Origin of the sequence: Micromonospora andamanensis (assembly GCF_016863495.1) — a bacterium.
Taxonomy (GTDB): Bacteria; Actinomycetota; Actinomycetes; order Mycobacteriales; family Micromonosporaceae; genus Micromonospora; species Micromonospora andamanensis.
Map to the genome: position 1 here is coordinate 20,165 of NZ_BOOZ01000014.1, position 19,010 is coordinate 39,174.

Sequence of the window (19,010 nt, forward strand, 5' to 3'; positions counted from 1 at the left end):
GCCTCACCTCGCCGCCGCGCCAGCGACCGGGCGCACCGGCTGCTCGCCGTCGGCCCGCCACAGGGTGGTCAACGACTCGCTCAGGTCGAAGGCCGGTGACCAGCCGAGTCTCCGGTGGGCGCGCTCGATGTCGGCGCACATCCAGGGCACCGCGGCGGAGCGACTGGCGTCCGGCGTGAAGCTGCCGTCCCGGATCTGACCGGTGAAGCCGGCCACCTCGGCCAGCAGCCCGACGACGTCGCGCGTCGCCACCGCTCGCCCGCTACCCACGTTGAACACCCGCTCCGGCACCGACCCGCAGCGCACGGCCGCCAGGACCGCCGTCGCGACGTCCCGCACGTCGACGAAGTCCCGATACGTGTCGTGCAGGCCCACCGAGATGTCATCCGCACCGGCGGCCGACGCCGAGCTGACCATCGCCGTCACCCGGGAGAGCACGTTGCCCGGCGGCATCCCCGGCCCGACCGGGTTGAAGACCCGCAGAACCATCGTGTCGAGGCGGCCGGCTGTACCCGCCAGCTCCGCCAGCCGGGTCGCGGTGAGGTGGCTGAGCCCGTACTCGCTCACCGGTGCACCCGGGTACTCCTCCCCGACGGCGAGGCCGTGCGGCACGGCCCCGTACTCGGCAGCCGAGCCGACCCGGATCAGCCGGGCTCCGGGCGCGGCGGAGGCCATCGCCTCGATCAACTTCGCGGTAGTCACGACATGTGCCTGCACGAAGTCGTGCCCGGATCCGACGATCCGGCCCGCCGCGGTGACCACCACGTCCGGTCGCTCCCGGGCGACGAACGCGGTCAGCGTCGGCAGGTCCATCCGGACCAGGTCGCACTCGGCACGGGCGGGCGATCGGATGGTGGTGTGCTCGGCCAACATGGTCCGGATGTGTCGGCCCAGGAATCCACCGCCGCCCAGCAGCAGTACCCGCTTCATCGGCGGTACACGGGATCCGGGTCGCCAGCCGGCGACTGCGCGGAGGGGTTGGCATTGCCGGTGAACTCGTGCCAGGTCGCCGCGCCCGGCGCCGATATCCCATGGCGGCTCAGCACCACCCAGACCGTAGCCAGGATGATTTTGAGGTCCAGCAGAAGGGAACGCCTGTCGACGTACTCGACGTCGTAGGCGAACTTCGCGTCCCAGCCGAGCGCGTTGCGACCGCGCACCTGAGCGAGCCCTGTGATGCCCGGTCGGACCTCGTGCCGGCGGGCCTGCTCGGCGTTGTAGAGGCTGAGGTAGCGAACGAGGTGGGGGCGGGGACCGACAACGCTCATCTCGCCACGCAGGACGTTCCAGAACTCCGGCAGCTCGTCGAGGCTACTGGCCCGCAGCCAACGGCCGACCCGGGTCAGGCGCTCCGCGTCGGTCACCAACCCTCGCTCCGGATCGGGGTGGCGCATCGTACGGAACTTCACCACCTCGAACAGTTCGCCGTGCAGGCCGGGCCGGGTGTGCCGGAACAGCACCGGCCGCCCGTGTGTCACCAGCACCACCAGGGCGACCAGGGCCAGCAGGGGTGCGCCGAGAGTCAGGACGAGAAGTGCGCCGAGCACATCGAGAAGCCGCTTCCATCGATCGTACGGTCGCCGGGTCGTCGAGGTGTCCGAGGAGTTTTCCGATCCGGCGGCCGCGCCGGGGGCACCAGCGCGCACCGGCGCCGTGTGGACAGCAACTTTTGCCATGGAGTACGCATATCACCATTTCGGCGAGCGATTCCGTCTTTCACATTAGCGGGGCCCCGACGGGCCGCCAATGGAGATCGCAGCCGCTGCACGGGTGCGAAACATGACTCGAACTCCTATTAACAGAACACGTCACGGCACCGTTTGCCCGCCGGTATGGTCCGATCGACGAGATCCCGATTCCCGAGGATGGTCCGACGGGAAGCAGGCAGGAGGAGATATGGTTTCCTCGCTTTCGGACAGGCGTTTCCTGATAACCGGTGGCACCGGCTCCTTCGGCCAGACGATGGTCACCCGACTGCTGGATGCCGGCGCGGCCGAGGTTCGGGTGCTCAGCCGCGACGAGTCGAAGCAGGATGCGATGCGGCACCGCCTCGGCGATGACCGGGTCCGCTACTACGTCGGTGACGTCCGGGACTACGACAGCGTGCTCAAGGCCGCTCGGGGCATGGAGTTCGTCTTCCACGCCGCCGCCCTCAAGCAGGTTCCCTCCTGCGAGTTCTTCCCGCTTGAGGCGGTCCGTACCAACGTGCTGGGCAGCGCGAACGTGGTGGACGCGTGCGAGCATGTCGGCGTCGAGACGCTGGTGCTGCTGAGTACCGACAAGGCCGTCTATCCGGTCAACGCGATGGGCATGACCAAGGCGCTGATGGAGAAGGTGGCGCAGGCGCACGCCCGTAACAATCCGGCCGCCCGGACCCGGATCTGCTGCGTGCGCTACGGCAACGTCATGTACTCGCGCGGTTCGGTGATTCCGCTGTTCATCGACCAGATTCTCCGGGGCGGGTTGCCGACGGTGACCGAGCCGTCGATGACCCGCTTCCTGATGTCGCTGACCGAATCGGTCGAGCTGGTGGAGCACGCGTTCAGGCACGGCCAACCGGGCGACGTCTTCATCCGCAAGGCGGACGCCTGCACCATCGGCGACCTGGCCACCGCGCTGTGCAACCTGTTCGGAGTACCGGCGAAGTTCAACGTGTTGGGCATCCGGCACGGGGAGAAGCTCTACGAGACGCTGGCCAGCCGCGAAGAGCTCGCCCACGCAGAGGATCTCGGCGAGTTCCTCCGGGTGCCGGTGGACAGCCGCGACCTGAACTACTCCCTCTACTTCGAGGAGGGGGACACCGAACGTGGCGGCCTTGCCGACTTCCACTCGCACAACGCCCACCGACTGTCCGTTCCGGAGATCGAGTCGCTGCTGCTGACGCTGCCCGAAGTACGCGCGCAGGTCGAGGCCGCCGCCGCGGCAGTTGCCACGACATGAGCACGGCTACCGACGCCGGTCGCTCCGACCTGGTTCCTCGACGGCGCAGCGACGCCAGAGGTGAGCCGCGTACGGTGCGACGGGTCCTCGTCGTGGGCGTCACCGGCATGCTCGGCCATGCCGTTTTCCGGGAACTCAGCGACGATCCAGGACTCGACGTCCACGGTCTCGCCCGCAGCATCTCGAACCGGGCGGACTGGTACCCGCGACATCTGCTCGCTCGGATCGTCCCGGCCGTCGACGTAACCCGATTCGGTCAGGTCCAGCAGCTCGTCGACGAATTGCGGCCGGATGTCGTCGTCAACTGTGTGGGCGTCATCAAACAGCGGCCTGACGTGCAGGACGCGGTGCAGACGGTCACTCTCAACGCGCTCTTCCCGCACCTGCTGGCCGACGCCTGCGCCCAGTTCGGCAGCCGACTCGTCCATGTGAGCACGGACTGCGTCTTCTCCGGCCGGCGGGGCGGCTACGTCGAGGACGACCTGCCTGACCCGCCCGACCTCTACGGGCGTTCCAAACTGCTGGGCGAGGCGACGAGTGTGCAAGCCCTCACGCTGCGCACCTCAATCATCGGACACGAGCTGGCCACGAACCGTTCCCTGGTGGACTGGTTCCTCTCTCAACAGGGAAGGGTGCGCGGCTTCACCAGGGCCATCTACAGCGGTGTGACCACTGTGGAGTTCGCCCGGCTGCTCCGCACGGTGGTCCTGCCCCGTGAGGAGTTGACCGGGCTGTACCACGTGGCCGCGGAGCCGATCTCGAAGTACGACCTCCTTCGACTGGTCGCCGAGGTCTACGGGTGGTCCGGCGAACTGGTGCCGGACGACGAGTTCGTCTGCGACCGGTCGATGCGCGCCGACACCCTCGCCCGGGTCACCGGTTACCGCCCGCCGAGCTGGCCGGACATGATCGCAGCGATGCACGCCGCCAGGGCCCGCTGGGCGCTCGGGCAGGGCCTGCAGAGCGTGCCGCTCTGAGGCGTCATCCGAGAAACGACAGCCGTACGCACCGAAAGGGGCTGGTGACCCGATCCCGGTCACCAGCCCCTGCGGCACCGCTCAGCGGCGGATACCCGCCCAGTCGTGGTGCCGTCGCACCGTCGACAGGATGAAGTTCACCACCAGGCGGGACGTATCGGTGACCTGGTAGTCGGCCGGACAGGGGACACTGGCCACCGCCACCTGGTCGATCGCCACCCGGACGGCCTCGACGATCCCGCCCCGGTCAAGGCCCGTCATGATGATGCCACCGGCGTCGAGCGCCTCGGGACGTTCCATCGAGTCGCGCAGGGTCACCGCGGGGAAGCCGAGGATCGCGGCCTCCTCGCTGATCGTGCCGCTGTCGGAGAGGACGCAGCGGGCCTGGGTCTGCAGGCGTACGTAGTCGAAGAAGCCGAACGGCTCGTGGAAGGCGATGCCGTCGAGGTCTGTGCCGTCATCGGTGAGCGACTCCAGCCGTTTGCGGGTACGCGGATGGGTGGACACCAGCACCGGCAGACCCCACTCGGCGCGGACAGCCCGCAGGCAGTCGAGCAGGCGCCGCAGTCGGGCGGGATCGTCCACGTTCTCCTCCCGGTGGGCACTGACCACGAAGTATCCCCCGGGTTCCAGCTCCAGTTGGTGCAGAACTGGTGACGCCTCAATCTCGTGCCGGTAGTGGTCGAGCACCTCCCGCATGGGCGAGCCGGTGTGCAGGATCCGCCGAGGGTGCAGTCCCTCGGCGAGCAGGTTGCGGCGCGCGTGTTCGCTGTAGACCAGATTGAAGTCGGCGACGTGATCGACCAGACGGCGGTTGGTCTCCTCCGGCACGTTGAGGTCGAAGCACCTGTTGCCCGCCTCCATGTGGTAGACCGGCACCCGCATCCGCCGCGCCATCACCGCGGCGATGGCGCTGTTAGTGTCCCCGAGCACGAGTAGCGCGTCCGGTCGCAGTTCACGGATCGCCTCCTCCACGCCGACGAGAACGCCGCCGAGCACCCGCCCGAGCGACGACGTGTTCACCCGGAGAAAGCGGTCGGGTTCCCGAATCCTCATCTCCGCAAAGAAGACGTCGGACAGCGACCGGTCCCAGTTCTGTCCGGTGTGGATCAGCACGTGGTCGACCGTCCGATCCAGTCGTTCCGTGATCCGGGACAACCGGATGATTTCTGGTCGCGTTCCCACCACGGTCATGACCCGCGTCATCGCCCCACCCTTCGCACGGCCGACTCCGAAAGGTGCCGGCAACAGACCGATGTTCAACGAGGCAGCCAATCCTCAGAAACGCGGACACATCACCGTCATGATGAGCTGCGGGCCAGTTCCAGAACGTGGACGTCGGACAGGGAACGCCGCCACTTCAGGAACGCCTCTCCCGCCAGTCGACGCGCCTGGAATCGGGCCTCTGGTGACGTCCGTGCCAGGCGATCGAGTTCCGCGGTCAGTTCCTCCTGGGCCAGCGGCCGGACCACGATTCCTCCGCCCGATTCGATGAGTTCGCTCCAGGGAGTCCGGTCGGAGCAGACAACCGGGCAGGAGGCAGCCAGGCTCTCCATGATCACGTGGCCGAAGTTCTCCCCCAAGGTCGGTAGGAGGAAGGCGTCGTAGCCGTTGAAGGTGGGGCGGACCTGGTCGGGAGTCAGTTCGCCGAGGTAGCGGACCTCGACGTTCGCTGGCATCGCGTCGATCAGCCCGCGGCACCGGTGCCAGTAGTCGCGGTCCTCCACCGGGCCGTAGATGTCGAACGACACCGGCTCGGTCACCTCGCTCAACGCCGAGAGCGCCATGAGCAGGTTCTTCATGGGAGATATTCGACTGATGAACACGAGCCGTAGAGCGGATCCTGGCGCATTACGGGCGGCGGCCTGCATCGGGATTCTCGGTAGTGAAGCTCCGTTGCCGCTCAGCAGCACCTCGGCTGCGGGAAACGTCCTGAGGACATCTTCCCTCTCCAGGGTGCTGCACGCCTGCCAGCACACATCCAAGCGGCGCAGGACCGGCCTCCACACCGTGAGGAACAGCCGCTTCTTGAGGCTCTTGAGACGTAGTGCTCCGGGCGACAGCTCTCCGCGCGGTGCGATGAGCACTCGGCGTACGCGCAGCAGACCAACGGCACTCAACAGAATGGGCAGCAGGGAGAAAGTCGACCACAGGCTGTTGACATAGAGAAGGTCGAAGGTGGTCGACCGCAACTGTTGGCGCAGTCGCCGCCAGGACTGCGGGCTGCGGGTGGAGAGGTAGAAGACGCTCGCCTGCTCGTTGCGCTGCACCCACCGGCTCGACAGGTCGGGGTAGGGCGTGGTCGCGCCGAGATCCCGGTCCCGGGTGACCAGGGTCAGTTCGACTCCGTCGGGCAGGGTGTCCAGGACAGCGGCCAGCGATCGCACCGGACCGCCACCGCGATATCCGGGCTCGAACACCATGCAGGTCGCCAGGACGCGGTAGGCGCCCCGCTGCGACGATCTCGCCGACGGCACCTTTGCCCCGGATCGGCTGCGCCGGGATAACTCCACGTCGGCTCACACTCCTACTTGTCCACTGGCCGGACCGGTCGTGGAAAGATCTGGTAAAGAGTTACCTGACCAGCGAACCTACTCGTAACCGGCCACCGGCCATCGCTCCCGCCAATTGGTTCCGGTCCCCGCTTCGATGCCGCCCCCCGGTTGGACGATCCAATGCTCGACCGACGTCACGAGCCCGGTGAGCGAAAACCGCAAGGCTGTAAGCCAGAGCGAGCAGGATGGCGGGATAAAGAATGATCTTTACGGCACCCAGGGTGTCCGTTCGGAACACCATCGGAAGCACACTCACCGCCAGCGCATAAAGGACCATGGACGCACGGCGCGCCGCAGGATCGAACCGGGCGTACAACCAGGCGATCACGAGACCAGCCAGGAACGGCAGGAGGAACGCACCCGGGGTGCCGAAGTTCAGCACGCCCTCTGCGGGCAGGCTGAAGTTCCAGCCGAATCCGTCGTTCGTCTCGCCGGCAATCACCCGGAACTCCTGAACACCGGTCCCATCGGGCTGGCCGAAGAGGTAGAGGCTCACCGGCCCGGGAAGTTGACGCAGCAACCCGGCCACGATCGTCGCGCCGCCCAGGTGCGTCCCCCCGGCGACCTGCTCAGCTACCAGACCGGTGGTCAGAGTCAACGGCATCGAATCCATCAGTAGCATGTCAATGAGCGGTTCCTGGTTCGACAGCCCCACCGCCGTGGTCCGGTAAGCCATGACCACGAGCGCGAAGGCGAGCACCCCCGCCAGCCCCAGGACGGAGGTCAGAAGAGCACCGCGCCTGCGGGTCGCGAACACCAGGAAGATGATGAGGATGGCGAGTGCTGGACCTCGCTCCCCGATCAGACCGATCAGGCCGACCATCGTGGCTATCAGTACCGCATCGATGCCTCCGAACAGCTTCCTGCCCTGCAGGAATCGCGCGGCCAGCATCAGGGCGACCGCAGTCGGTGCGAGAATGTCTCGCGCCGCGTAAAGCGAGTCGAGAAAGGTCACCTCGTTCTGGCCGGCGCCACGCTCGGCGACGCCTCCGTTGGCAAAACCCAGACCGACAACGCCCATGGGTACGAGGATGAGCATCCGACCGAATGTTGCGAGCACCTCCGGGCGCATCGGCGTGCCGGCCCTGATGGCCTTCTGCCGGAACGGCATGGCACAACCGAGCGTGAACCCGACGACCGCCAGCGCCATGAGCCAGGGCGTGTGTTCAGCCAGCATGAACCGCGAGATTCTCATACCCGACTCGCCGGTGGGCGACAACCACAGCCGCCCACACGGCACGAGACAGACCAACGCCACGTACACCGAGGCGAAGATCATCGGGTGGAACAGGTCCAGTCGGCCGGCCCGAAGGCTTCGACGCGCGCCTTCGACCACACCGACAACCGTGAACACCCCGGCGACGAGCAGGACAGCGGGAATCCCGGACATGCGGTCATTTCTACCGTAATTCTCCGCGACTGTTGGCCGAATCAAGCTCAAGGAATGCGAGTCTCGCTTATCTGCAACGGCCAGGTATCCGAGCGTGCCAGAACAGTCGAGCTGCCCTCTTCAGTAGCCGTCACGCACCTCAGGCGAAGGTCGTTTACACGGCGTACCGGCAGGGTGCGAGCAATCGTCGGCAGCGCAGCCGCCAATTGCCGGAAGATGAGGCTAATTTTTGTTTGAGATTCGTCCAGGAAAGGGCAAGCGCGGCCCCCTTTTCTCCGACGTCGGCGAGGCTGACATCCGCCCTCCCGCCCGGGTCGTACCGTCGCCCGGGCCGAAGCTGCGTGCTCACACGCTGATGGCGTCGATCGCTCCACTGGTCAGTGGTGTCCTGAACGCCGCGATGCTGGCCCTGAGCGCACGCCGTGGGGAGACCGACGAGATCGCCGCGTACACCGTGATGACTGCGGCGCTGATCGTGGTCTCCATGCTCATCGCCGGTGGCACGTCGCTGCTGTACACCGCCGGCAACGAACAGGAACGATCGGCGGTGCGCAGCCTCAGGGTCCTCATCGCCGTACCCGTCCTGCTCGTGTTCGCCGGCGGCGCCACCGGTTTCTACTCGGCGCAGGGCTATCTGTCCACCGCCCTTGCCGTGGCGGCGATCTGGATGATCAGCAACAATCTGTCCGAGCTCCAGTTCGCCGACCTGACCCGCCAGTTGCGGTTCGTCGCGATGTCCCTGGCGATCATCCTGAGCCGCCTGGCCGCCCTGGTCATCCTGCTCGCCGGGGCTCCACTGACAGTCGCGTTGGCCCTCGGATCGGTGCTTCAGCTGGCCGCCTGCGAGATCCTGGTGTGCCGCAGTCCAGACGCACGGCCACCGCTCTGGCAGAACCTCTCCTGGCGCGCGGGTGTGTCCGCGCTGGGCAGCAACAGGCAACTCCTGGGCTACAGCGCGGCCGAGGCCGCGAGCGCACGTTCTGGCAGCCTGGTCCTGTCCCTGGTCGCCACTCCGCAGGTGGTCGGTTGCTACGGTGCCGTGATCGCGGTGTATCAGGCGTTCACCTCCGTTCTCTACGGCGGGCTACGGGTGCCGATGGCCGTCCGGGTACGACGTCGGCACCAGTTGGCCACCGACAACGCGTCGCCACGGGAGAGCGAGATCCTGATCATGATTCTCGCCGTGGTCGCCGCATGTGCGGGGGTGGTCCTGGCCCCGTGGATCGCGAACGATCTACTCCGCCTACCGATCGCCGCAGCCGCCCTCTGGCTGCAACTGCTCGCGCTCGCGCTTCCTCTTCTCACGCTCCGCTGGGCCGTGTGCCTCTTTCTGATCAGCGACACCAACTACCGCGCCGCCGCCCGCCTCGCCGTTGTCACCGCTGGTGTTCTCGGCATCGGTCTGGTGGCACAGTTGCCGGGGCTCAGCCCAGGTGGTGCGACTGCGGCGATGCTCGGCGCCGAAGCAACGGGCGTACTGGTCATCGGGATTGCGGTTGCCGCGAATCGCTGGTTCCGATCGCGCCGCAGGGTTGATACCGACCGCCCAACGCGCGGCGGTGGCAGTGCCAGCCGTCGGCGGACGCCTCGGGCCCAGACAGAAGCCGAGGCGGACGTGCCAGCTGCGGAGACCGGGTCCGGCATACGCCGCGCCTCAGCGACTTCGGAGCTGTGAAAACGCTTCCTCGGTCTACTGGTGACCGTTGCGCCCAAGGCGACGAAATGCGCGTTTACGTGCACCGATCGCCCGCAGCGGGATGTTACGCCGAGCGTATTGACACACGTGAGGGCTGGCACAAGGCTCGCCGCAGAAGTCCTTCGATCGAAGGGGGCAGGATGAGGCGCACACCGCTGGCCATCGCCGGCGTGTTCACTCTGGTCGGTGCGCTGGTGCTTACCGCACCGGCGAGCGCACGGCCACCGTCCGATCCGGGCGGTCGCGACGGCCGAGACGGCCTGGAGGTGTATGTCGGCACTGTCGATCCCGCGCAGTTGCACACGTTGCGGGAGGCCGGTGTCGACCTCGGGCACGGCGCGACGCCCGACCAGTCCGGCAAGACGGAGATCGAGACGGTGCTCAGTCGGGGTCAGGCCGACCGGCTGGCCCGCAAGGGTGTCGATCTCGAGGTCAAGAAGGTACGCGGCAAGGACGCCTCGCAGGTGCTGCGGGAGCAGGGGGCGGCGGGCTGGCGGGCCTTCCGGTCGTACAGCGAACCAGGCGGCATTCGCGACGAGATCACCGCGACGGCGGCCCGTTATCCGAAGCTGACGAAGGTGCAGACCATCGGTCGGTCGGCCCAGGGCAAACCGATCCTCGCGATCAAGGTCACCAAGAACGCGAAGAACATGAAGGACGGCAAGCGGCCGGCGGTGCTCTACGGGGGGACCCAGCACGCCCGGGAGTGGATCACGCCGGAGATGACCCGCCGGTTGATGCACCACGTGCTCACCGGTTACGGCTCGGATCGGGAGATCACCCGGCTGGTGGACACCACCGAGTTGTGGTTCATCCCGGTGCTCAACCCGGACGGCTACGACCACACCTTCACCCCCGGCAACCGGCTGTGGCGCAAGAACCTGCGCGACAACAACGGCGACGGCCAGATCACCGGGGTCGACGGCGTCGACCTGAACCGCAACTTCAGCTACAAGTGGGGCTACGACAACGAGGGTTCCTCGCCGGACCCGGCCAGCGACACCTATCGCGGCCCCGGCCCCAACTCGGAGCCGGAGACGAAGGCGCTCGACGGGTTGTTCAAGCGGCTCAAGTTCAAGTTCTTCGTCAACTACCACTCCGCCGCGGAGTTGCTGCTCTACGGCGTGGGCTGGCAGGTGGCCACGCCGACCCCGGACGATGTGATCTACGAGGCGCTGGCCGGTGACGACGCCAATCCCGCGGTGCCCGGCTACGACCCGGACATCTCCGCCGAGCTCTACACCACGAACGGCGACACGGACAGCCATGCCACGGTGCGCTACGGGACGCTGGGCTTCACTCCCGAGATGTCCACCTGTCAGGCGGCTGCCGAGTCGGACCCGGACGACCAGTGGCGCCCGGAGGACTGCGTCAGCATCTTCACCTTCCCTGACGACGAGAAGCTGATCGCCGCCGAGGTGGCCAAGAACATTCCGTTCGCGCTGTCGGTGGCGAAGTCGGCGCACCAGCCGGACGATCCGGTCTCGGTGGTCGGCCGCAGCACCCCGGACTTCGTGGTCGACGCCTTCGACGTGTCGTACGGCCGGACCCAGCAGGTCGCCGCGATCACCCGCCGGTCGCTGAAGAACGTCAAGCTGAACTGGACGATAAACGGGGGCCGGGCGAAGTCCACGACGGTACGCGAGTGGCGCGGCGGTGAACGTTACGGCGACACCCACGACGACTACTACGCCGAGCTGCGCGGCAAGGTGACAGGCGCCCGGCCGGGCGACCGGGTGCAGGTCTGGTTCACCGCGACCAGGCCGGGCCGGGGCAAGGTCAGCAGCGAGCGCTTCACCTACCGGGTGCATCACGACATCGGCGGGGACGTGCTGGTGCTGGCCGTGGAGGATGTCACCGGGCTGAGCCCCGCCCAGGACACCACCACCGCGAAGTACGCCGACGAGATCGCCGCCTCGCTGAAGGCTGCCGGGCGCAGCAGCGACGTGTACGACTTCGACGCGATGGGGCGTACCGCCCCGCACCATCTGGGCGTGCTGTCGCACTACGACGCGGTGGTCTGGGAGACCGGCGACGACATCATCCTGCGCGAGCCGGGCCAGGTGCCGGGCACTGTGGCGAAGGCGGCGGTGGACATCGAACTGTCCGTCCGGGACTACCTCAACGAGGGCGGCAAGCTGCTGGTCAGCGGCAAGTACGCGCTCTACGCCCAGGCGGCCAACGGTTCGTACGGTTACCTGCCGGACGCCCCGCCGGAATGCACCGACGCCGCCGACCCGAACTGCCTGCCGCTGCTCAACGACTTCCAGCAGTACTGGCTGGGGGCGTACAACTACGTGAGCGACGGCGGCACCTCACCCGACGGGCAGCCGTACCCGGTCCAGGGTGACGCCGGGGCGTTCGCCGGCTTCGCCGGGACGCTCAACGCCGACGGCTCGGCGGGCAACCAGGACCACACCGCGTCGTTCCTGACCACGTCGAGTTTCCTGCCGCCGACACAGTTCCCGCAGTTCACCAGCTCCGCGCCGGTGGGCTGGGGGCGCCCGGGTGGCGCACCGTTCGATCCGCGTACGGGCGACTGGTACCTGTTCAGTGGGCAGTCCGACGAGGCGTACAAGCGGCTGACCCGGACGGTGGACCTGACCGGGGCGAGCAGCGCCGAGCTGCGCTTCTTCACCTCGTTCGACATCGAGACGAACTGGGACTTCATGTTCGTCGAGGCACGGGAGGTGGGCACCGACGACTGGACCACGCTGCCGGACGCCGGTGGCCTGACCACCCAGGAGACCGGGGAGAGCTGCGCCTCCGGCTGGGTGGCCCAGCTGCACCCGTTCCTCGCCCACTACCAGGGCGCGGACTGCTCACCGACCGGCAGCACCGGCCAGTGGCACGCGGCGACCGGCACCTCGAACGGCTGGAAGGAGTTCGTGGCCGATCTGTCCGGGTACGCGGGCCGGCAGGTGGAGGTCTCCATCACCTACGCCAGCGACTGGGCCACCCAGGGTCTCGGCCTGTTCGTCGACGACACCCGGGTCGTCGTCGACGGGACCACCGTCGCCGAAACGTCGTTCGAGACGGACCTCGGTGGCTGGACGGTGGCCGGCCCGCCGGCCGGGTCCGCCCCGGCGGCCAACGACTGGTCGCGCAGCCAGCAGGCGTTCGAGGAGGGTTCGACCGTGGTCACCCGGGACACCGTCTACCTGGGCTTCGGGCTGGAGGGGTTGGCTCCGGCGGCCCGGGACGAGCTGGTCGCCCGGTCGCTGAACCATCTGACGGGCCGACCGCGGCGGTAGCGGCTGGTCCAAGGCGCGCCGGCGGTCGGGACACCGCCGGCGCGCCTTGCCGCGTACCGGCATGAAGGGTGCCCGGTCTGTGGTGAGCTGTGGGTATGAACCGGATCCGGCTCGGGCTGGTGCTGCACCCCACCCGGGACGTGGCCCCGGTGGTGGACACCATCGCCACGTGGGCCGCGCGGCACGAGGTGGCCCTGACGGTACGCGAGCAGGACCGGCAGCGGGTGCCCGAATCGGTCCGCACGGTACCTGAGGACCAGCTCCCCGCCGGAGCGGACGTGCTGGTCAGCATCGGCGGGGACGGCACGATGCTGGGCGCGCTGCGGGCAGCCGCACCCGAGCCGAAGCCGGTGCTCGGCGTACACCTGGGCAAGTTGGGGTTTCTGGTGGAGGTGGAGCCGCCGGAGCTGCCGGCGGCGCTGGACCGGCTGCTGGCCGGCGAGTACACCGTCGAGTCGCACAGCTGCCTGGCCTGCGACGTGTGCGGCGACGACGTGGTCGCGTTCAACGACATTGCGCTGATCCGCCGGCCCGGGCAGGGCTTCGTCAGCGCGACCCTGGCGGTGGACGGGCAGCAGTACGGCTACTACCGCTGTGACGCGCTCGTGGTGAGCACCCCCAGCGGGTCGACCGCCTACAGTTACGCCGCCGGCGGCCCACTTGTCTCCCCCGCCACGCGTGCGGTGGTGGTCACCCCGAGCGCGCCGATGTCCGGCATCTCGCGATCGGTGGTGTTCTCTCCCGACGAACGGGTCCGGCTGGAACTGCGTCCCGGGTCCGCGCCGGTCGCGATCGAGGTGGACGGCCAGGTCATCCGGGACGGGTCGACCTCCGGTGCGGTGGACATCGGCTACCGCACCGACGCGGGTCTGGTGGTCCGCCTCGACCCGGCCCGCTACCAGGAACGCAGTCAGCTCAAGCTGAGCCTGCTCGACCTGCCGCTGCTGCCGGAACAGCTCCGCGAGCTGCTTCCGGAGAACCTGCGCCGCCAACTCGGTCGCCGCGAGGCACCACCGCGCTGAGACGAGTCGGCTACTCCAGCACCTCTGCCAGCTTGTCGCGCAGTCGCGGTGCCAGGGTGCGGGCGTAGGTGGCGGTGAGGTGGCTGGTGTCTCGGTAAACCAGTACACCTCCAATCACCGCCGCGCACCGGTCCGTTGGGCAGATGGCGTCGTTGAGGTCGATCAGGTGCACGCCGGGGGCACCGGATGCCGCTTGCACCTGCGGTTCGCTGCGGGACAGGGCCTCGTGCCTGGGGGTGGTGCACCGGGTGAGCCGCCTGGTGTGCTGAGAGACGCAGTCCGGTACGTCCATGTCCTGGTAGGGGATGTCTCTGATGACCACGACCTTGACTCCGGTGTCGGCGATCTCGGTCCAGGTCTTCCGGAACGTTTCCACAGTCCTGCGCACGCCCTCGTCGCCCATGATCACCTGCCCGTTCTCGTACAGGCGGTACGTCACGTTGGAGAGTACGAGGACATCCGGCTTGTCCGCGCCGGTCAGCTTCCTGCGTAGTTCGCTGTTCCAATCGACGCAGCTGTCGTACACGGCACTGCCGTCCGGCAGCGGCACCGGGCCGTCAAGGTACGGACACTCGGTCTTGAGATAGGTGACCATCCGCCAGCGGTTCGCGTTCGCGACAGCCTGCAACGCCGGCACCCAGTGTGCGGCGTGGGAGTCGCCGGCGAGCGCGACGACCATGTCCGACCCGAGGTCGCCGTAGGAACAGGTCCGCACTGTCGAGTCCGCGCGCGCCGAGATGCACTGTTGCGCATAGACGTCCGGCACGTCGTCGTAGGCCGCGAGAGGATCCGGCACGATCGAGTCGACCCGGTCCACCGGCCGGCCAGCCGCGTTGCCGAGTGGCTCCCGGCCCAGCGCGGCGGCCCCGGGCGGTCCCTGCTGCTGGACCAGCGAGCCCGGAGGCGGTGTGGACCCTCCCAGCGCCGGCAGCGCCGCTGGCACCACCGGCTTCTGCGGCGGAGGCCAGACGGTCAGCTGGAACATGAGACCGGCCGCCACCGCGACGCCGGTGCAGGCCGCACCGAGCTTGAGCGCGGCCCTGGGATCGAACGTGAAGAGCTGGGCCCGGCGCAACGGGTTCTCGACGTACCGGTACGTCAGCACTGCGGGAATCACCGAGAACAGGGTCACGGCGAGAGCGGTGACGGTGCTGAGCTCTCCGAATCTGGCTTTCGCCACCACCAGCAACGGCCAGTGCCAGAGATAGAGGGAATAGGAGATGGCGCCGACGGCGCGGACCGGTCCGAGACCGAGCAGCGCCGCTGGGCCCGCCCGCCCCGCACGTACCGCGCCGACAATCACCACCGCCGCCCCGACCGTCGGCAGCAGAGCCAGGTAGCCGGGGAATCGCGTTGTCTCGTCGAACAACACCGCGGCAGCCACGATCAGGGCGATGCCGCTCCACGCGAGCATGGCGGCGACGGCGGTGGGCATCCGGCTGAGGCTGACCCCGAGCACCGCGATGGCCGCGCCGAGGGCAAGTTCCCACAGGCGGGTGGTGGTGACGAAGTATGCCTGCGCGGGGTCGTTCTGGGTCAGCAGCACCGACCAGACGAACGAGGGCACCCCCACCACGGCGAGCCCGAGCAGCAGTCGCGCTCGCAGTACGCCCGGGCGAGCGCGCCATGCCCGACCCCGCCGCCCGAGCGTGACCAGGATCAGCAACAACGGCCAGATCAGGTAGAACTGCTCCTCCACAGCCAGCGACCAGTAGTGCTGCAAAATGCTCGCCGCTTGGTTGGCCGCCAGGTAGTCCACCGAGCGTTCCGCGAGTCGCCAGTTCATCACGTACAAACCGCTGGCCACGACGTCCCATCCGGTGGCGGCCCACCGGATCTTGGGCAGAAACACGAAGGTGAGCAGGAGACTCACCACCAGAACGAGTCCGGCGGCGGGTAGCAGGCGTCTGGCCCGTCGGGCGTAGAACTCGACGAGCGAGATTCGGCCCGTACGTTCCAACTCGGTCAGCAGGAGACCGGTGATCAGAAAGCCGGAAATCACGAAGAAGACGTCTACGCCGACGTATCCCCCCGGCAGGAGGGCCGGCGCGGCATGCCCCGCGAGCACCAGGACCACGGCGAGCGCCCGCATCCCCTCGATGTCGCCACGAAAGCCGGAACGAACGCCCCCGCGCTCGCGGACGGCCAGGTTCACCATACCTACCCCTCAACCGGTTGACGCCGCCCTCCAGGACGAATCACGAGCCGTTATCGCGATTTATCCCGGTGCGGCGTCGAACAGACTAGCCGGGGAGGATTTCTCATTCCGCTTTTCACGCAACTCGCATTGAGTGGTCGTAGCAGTAGTGCCGTAGCGGAAGTCGGCACCTTTGCGGCCCCGATAATGCGAATCGCGTTCGGGTGATCCTGGATCCAGGCGGGCGGTTCGCGGAGCCGGTCGAAACACATTTCGACCCCAGTGACGAACCATCCCGACAACCGGCCATAGAAACGCGAAACCTGGAGTCTCCAGAGCGAATGTCCGCTAAGCAGTTACGGGACGTACGTGGCCCTGACCTGCCGTAGGTCATGCCGGCCACCGACAGCAGGACAGGACAGGGGAACTTGTACATGTCGCCGGAAATTGAGCGTGTCCAGCCAACGTCATCCACGGCCACCGGTCGAATCAGAGCGGGCAGCCGTCGTACCGCCGTCTTTCTCATCGCCGACGCGCTCGCCTGGGTCGGAGGATTCACTGTCGCCGGTTGGGCCAGATACGAACAGAGCCTCACCATCGATCAGGCTGTCAACGCGGTGATGCTCGGTGGCGCCGCCGCCATGCTGCATGTCGGTGTGAGCGCGCTGCGCCGGGTCTACTCGGGTCGGCAGCCTCTCGGCAGCATCGAGGAGGTTCGTGGTCTCGCGGGCACCACCGCCACCACCGCTGCCGTGGTGCTGGTCGCCCTTCTGGCGATCGACGAACGCCCGATACCCGCCAGCACTCCGGTGGTCGGTGGCGCCCTGGCGCTGCTGCTGATGCTCAGTTTCCGCCTGCTGCATCGGCACCGGCGGGACCGGGCCATGCGTCCGGACGCACGCTCGGCGACCCCGGTACTGCTCTTCGGCCTCGGTGAGGCCGGTCAGGGACTCGTACGCGCGATGCTCGGCGACCCGAAGGGTGGCTACCTACCCGTCGGCGCGCTCGACGACGACCCGGACAAGCAGGACCTGCGCATCGCCGGCGTTCCGGTACTGGGTGGCCGGAGCGACATCGCCAAGGCCATCAGCCGCACCGGCGCCACCGCGTTGATTTTCTCCGTGGCCAATGCCGACGCCACGCTGATCCGTGAGATTCGGGAGGCCACTCTCCGCACCGGCGCGGCATTCAAGATCCTCCCTCCGGTACGGGAGTTGGTGGATCACCGCATCACGGTCCGGGACGTACGGGATGTCCAGATCAGTGATCTGCTCGGTCGGCGCCAGGTCGTCGGCGACCTGACCCTGGACGACGGTGCGCTAACCGGCCGGCGTGTCCTGGTCACCGGTGCGGGTGGCTCGATCGGCTCGGAGTTGTGCCGGCAGATCATGCGGGCCAACCCCGGTGAGCTGATGATGCTGGACCGGGACGAGTCAGCCCTGCACGGCCTCCAGATGTCGCTCACCGGTCGGGCGCTGCTGGACGGTCCCGAGCTGATCCTCGCCGACCTGCGCGACGACGAGGGTGTCCGGCGCATCATGCGGCAGCGCCGTCCCGAGATCGTCTTTCACGCCGCGGCACTCAAGCACCTGACGCTGCTGGAGCGGCACCCGGGCGAGGCAATCAAGACAAACGTCTGGGGCACCCTGACCGTGCTGGACGCCTGCCGGGACGTGGCCCGGTTCGTGAACATCTCCACCGACAAGGCTGCCGACCCGATAAGCGTGCTGGGCTACTCGAAACGCATCACCGAGATGCTTACCGCGCACGCCGCGGCGACCTACCCGGGCACCTTCCTCAGCGTCCGGTTCGGCAACGTGCTGAGCAGCCGTGGCTCGGTGGTGACCGCCTTCCAACGACAGATCGAGGCCGGGCAGCCGCTGACCGTCACCCACCCGGACGTGACCCGGTACCTGATGACGGTGCAGGAGGCTGTCCAGCTGGTTCTTCAGGCGGCGAACATCGGCCGGGACGGCGAGGCCCTGGTGCTGGACATGGGTGAACCGGTACGCATCGACGACATCGCGCGCCGGATGGTGGCCCGGGCCGCGAGCGCAGTTGAGATCATCTACACCGGCCTGCGGCCCGGTGAGAAGCTGCACGAGGATCTGCTGGGCAGCGGCGAGCCCGATCATCGCCCGTTGCATCCGCTGATCTCGCACGTGCGGGTGCCGGTGCTGGACCCCTTGGAGGTCAGCGGACTGGATCCGTTCGACGAACCCGCCAAAGTCATCGACCAACTCGCCCGACTCTGCGGCACCCTCCCCGCCTCACCCAACCAGAAGGCCGGCATACCACTCGCCCGCTGACCACGACCACACCGCCAGGCCGCGACTGAACGACTCCGGTACGGCGGTCCGGCCTCCCACCGACAACCTGAGTCTGCCGGCCTCCCCTATCCATCGATATACTTCACTCAATTCGTACCCGGTGCCGGTGGCCCGTCCCAGTCAGGCTCCGACGGCCGCGACCGTCGGAGCCTGACTCGCCACACCGCACCCCGAGCAGCCTGGAAGGAAGCAGATGATCCGCGCTCTCCTGCGGGCGGCGACCGTCCTCGCCGCCGCGCTTCTCGCCGCCACCGTCATGGCCAGCAGCGCCGCCGCCAGCCCGATCTCCCAGCGTTTTTCCGTCCCGTCCGGAGACAACTGCACCTACGGCTACACCGAAGGCGTGCTCGAATGGCGCTCAACCGCACCCACCAGTGCGGTACGGCTGACCGGAGTTGTCGTCGACCGGCCCAGCGCCAACGAGCCGATCGCCTGCCGCGACGACCGTCGCTACACCATTGCCACCTATGTGGCGTACGCGGGCGAACGCCCCGTCGACCAGGCAGCCCAGCGGGTCGACAACGGAGTGGTGAGGTTCGACTTCGTGCTCGGCTCCAGCGCCTCGGTGCTGGGCATCGATCGGGTGACCATCCAGATCTGCCGGACGTCTCTCGACGGGCCCAGCATCAGGCCGGACTACTGCGGTCGGGAACACACCTTCCGCCCCACGTCGATCGGCCCCGCCGGGTCGTGACAGCGGCATCCCGGG

At 67.9% G+C, this 19,010-nt stretch carries 13 protein-coding genes; 7 read left to right on the forward strand and 6 right to left on the reverse strand.

The features are described from left to right. Positions 1-3: 3 nt before the first annotated feature. Both Van01_RS13895 and Van01_RS13900 read right to left on the reverse strand, forming a co-directional pair. Entirely contained in the window at positions 4-930 is a 927-nt protein-coding gene (locus tag Van01_RS13895; protein WP_204006807.1) for an NAD-dependent epimerase/dehydratase family protein, read from the reverse strand. Continuing rightward, entirely contained in the window at positions 927-1,676 is a 750-nt protein-coding gene (locus Van01_RS13900; protein WP_204006809.1) for a sugar transferase, read from the reverse strand. The genes Van01_RS13895 and Van01_RS13900 overlap by 4 nt, the downstream gene beginning before the upstream one ends. A 220-nt stretch (positions 1,677-1,896) precedes the next feature. Here Van01_RS13900 and Van01_RS13905 point away from each other — a divergent pair, with 220 nt between their 5' ends. Both Van01_RS13905 and Van01_RS13910 read left to right on the forward strand, forming a co-directional pair. Beyond that, positions 1,897-2,940, forward strand: coding sequence for a polysaccharide biosynthesis protein (locus tag Van01_RS13905; protein ID WP_204006811.1), 1,044 nt, complete (start codon positions 1,897-1,899; stop codon positions 2,938-2,940). Further along, positions 2,937-3,917: a dTDP-4-dehydrorhamnose reductase family protein gene (locus Van01_RS13910; RefSeq protein ID WP_204006813.1), complete on the forward strand. Its 981-nt coding sequence runs from the start codon at positions 2,937-2,939 to the stop codon at positions 3,915-3,917. The genes Van01_RS13905 and Van01_RS13910 overlap by 4 nt, the downstream gene beginning before the upstream one ends. An 81-nt stretch (positions 3,918-3,998) precedes the next feature. Here Van01_RS13910 and wecB read toward each other — a convergent pair whose 3' ends face one another. From wecB to Van01_RS13925, 3 genes are all read right to left on the reverse strand, one after another. Then, on the reverse strand, positions 3,999-5,123 hold the full coding sequence (gene wecB, locus Van01_RS13915; protein ID WP_204006815.1) for a non-hydrolyzing UDP-N-acetylglucosamine 2-epimerase: 1,125 nt from the start codon (positions 5,121-5,123) through the stop codon (positions 3,999-4,001). 95 nt (positions 5,124-5,218) lie between these two features. Beyond that, positions 5,219-6,304 (reverse strand): glycosyltransferase, encoded by a 1,086-nt coding sequence (locus Van01_RS13920; protein WP_204006817.1) that lies wholly within the window; start codon positions 6,302-6,304, stop codon positions 5,219-5,221. A gap of 187 nt (positions 6,305-6,491) precedes the next feature. Next, positions 6,492-7,862, reverse strand: a complete 1,371-nt coding sequence (locus tag Van01_RS13925; protein WP_204006819.1) for an O-antigen polymerase — start codon at positions 7,860-7,862, stop codon at positions 6,492-6,494. Between the two features lie 355 nt (positions 7,863-8,217). Between Van01_RS13925 and Van01_RS13930 the strand changes: the two genes are divergently transcribed. The 3 genes from Van01_RS13930 (at position 8,218) to Van01_RS13940 (ending at position 13,834) form a co-directional block, all read left to right on the forward strand. Then, positions 8,218-9,537, forward strand: coding sequence for a hypothetical protein (locus tag Van01_RS13930; RefSeq protein WP_204006821.1), 1,320 nt, complete (start codon positions 8,218-8,220; stop codon positions 9,535-9,537). 161 nt (positions 9,538-9,698) lie between these two features. Then, positions 9,699-12,812, forward strand: a complete 3,114-nt coding sequence (locus Van01_RS13935) for a M14 family metallopeptidase (protein WP_204006829.1) — start codon at positions 9,699-9,701, stop codon at positions 12,810-12,812. Between the two features lie 95 nt (positions 12,813-12,907). Next, a complete protein-coding gene (locus Van01_RS13940) occupies positions 12,908-13,834 on the forward strand; it encodes an NAD(+)/NADH kinase (protein WP_204006832.1) in 927 nt (308 codons plus the stop codon). A 10-nt stretch (positions 13,835-13,844) separates the two neighbouring features. On the opposite strand, the gene Van01_RS13945 is transcribed toward Van01_RS13940, so the two are convergent. Further along, the gene (locus tag Van01_RS13945) at positions 13,845-15,992 is read right to left on the reverse strand and encodes an acyltransferase family protein (protein WP_204006834.1); all 2,148 of its coding nucleotides are present in this window, start codon (positions 15,990-15,992) and stop codon (positions 13,845-13,847) included. Positions 15,993-16,405: 413 nt separating this feature from the next. On the opposite strand from Van01_RS13945, the gene Van01_RS13950 reads away from it, so the two are divergent. Both Van01_RS13950 and Van01_RS13955 read left to right on the forward strand, forming a co-directional pair. After that, on the forward strand, positions 16,406-18,280 hold the full coding sequence (locus Van01_RS13950) for a nucleoside-diphosphate sugar epimerase/dehydratase (protein WP_204006836.1): 1,875 nt from the start codon (positions 16,406-16,408) through the stop codon (positions 18,278-18,280). Between the two features lie 214 nt (positions 18,281-18,494). Then, positions 18,495-18,995 carry a hypothetical protein gene (locus Van01_RS13955; protein WP_204006838.1) on the forward strand — a complete coding sequence of 167 codons (501 nt, stop codon included), beginning with the start codon at positions 18,495-18,497 and terminating at the stop codon, positions 18,993-18,995. The last annotated feature ends 15 nt before the right edge of the window (positions 18,996-19,010 follow it).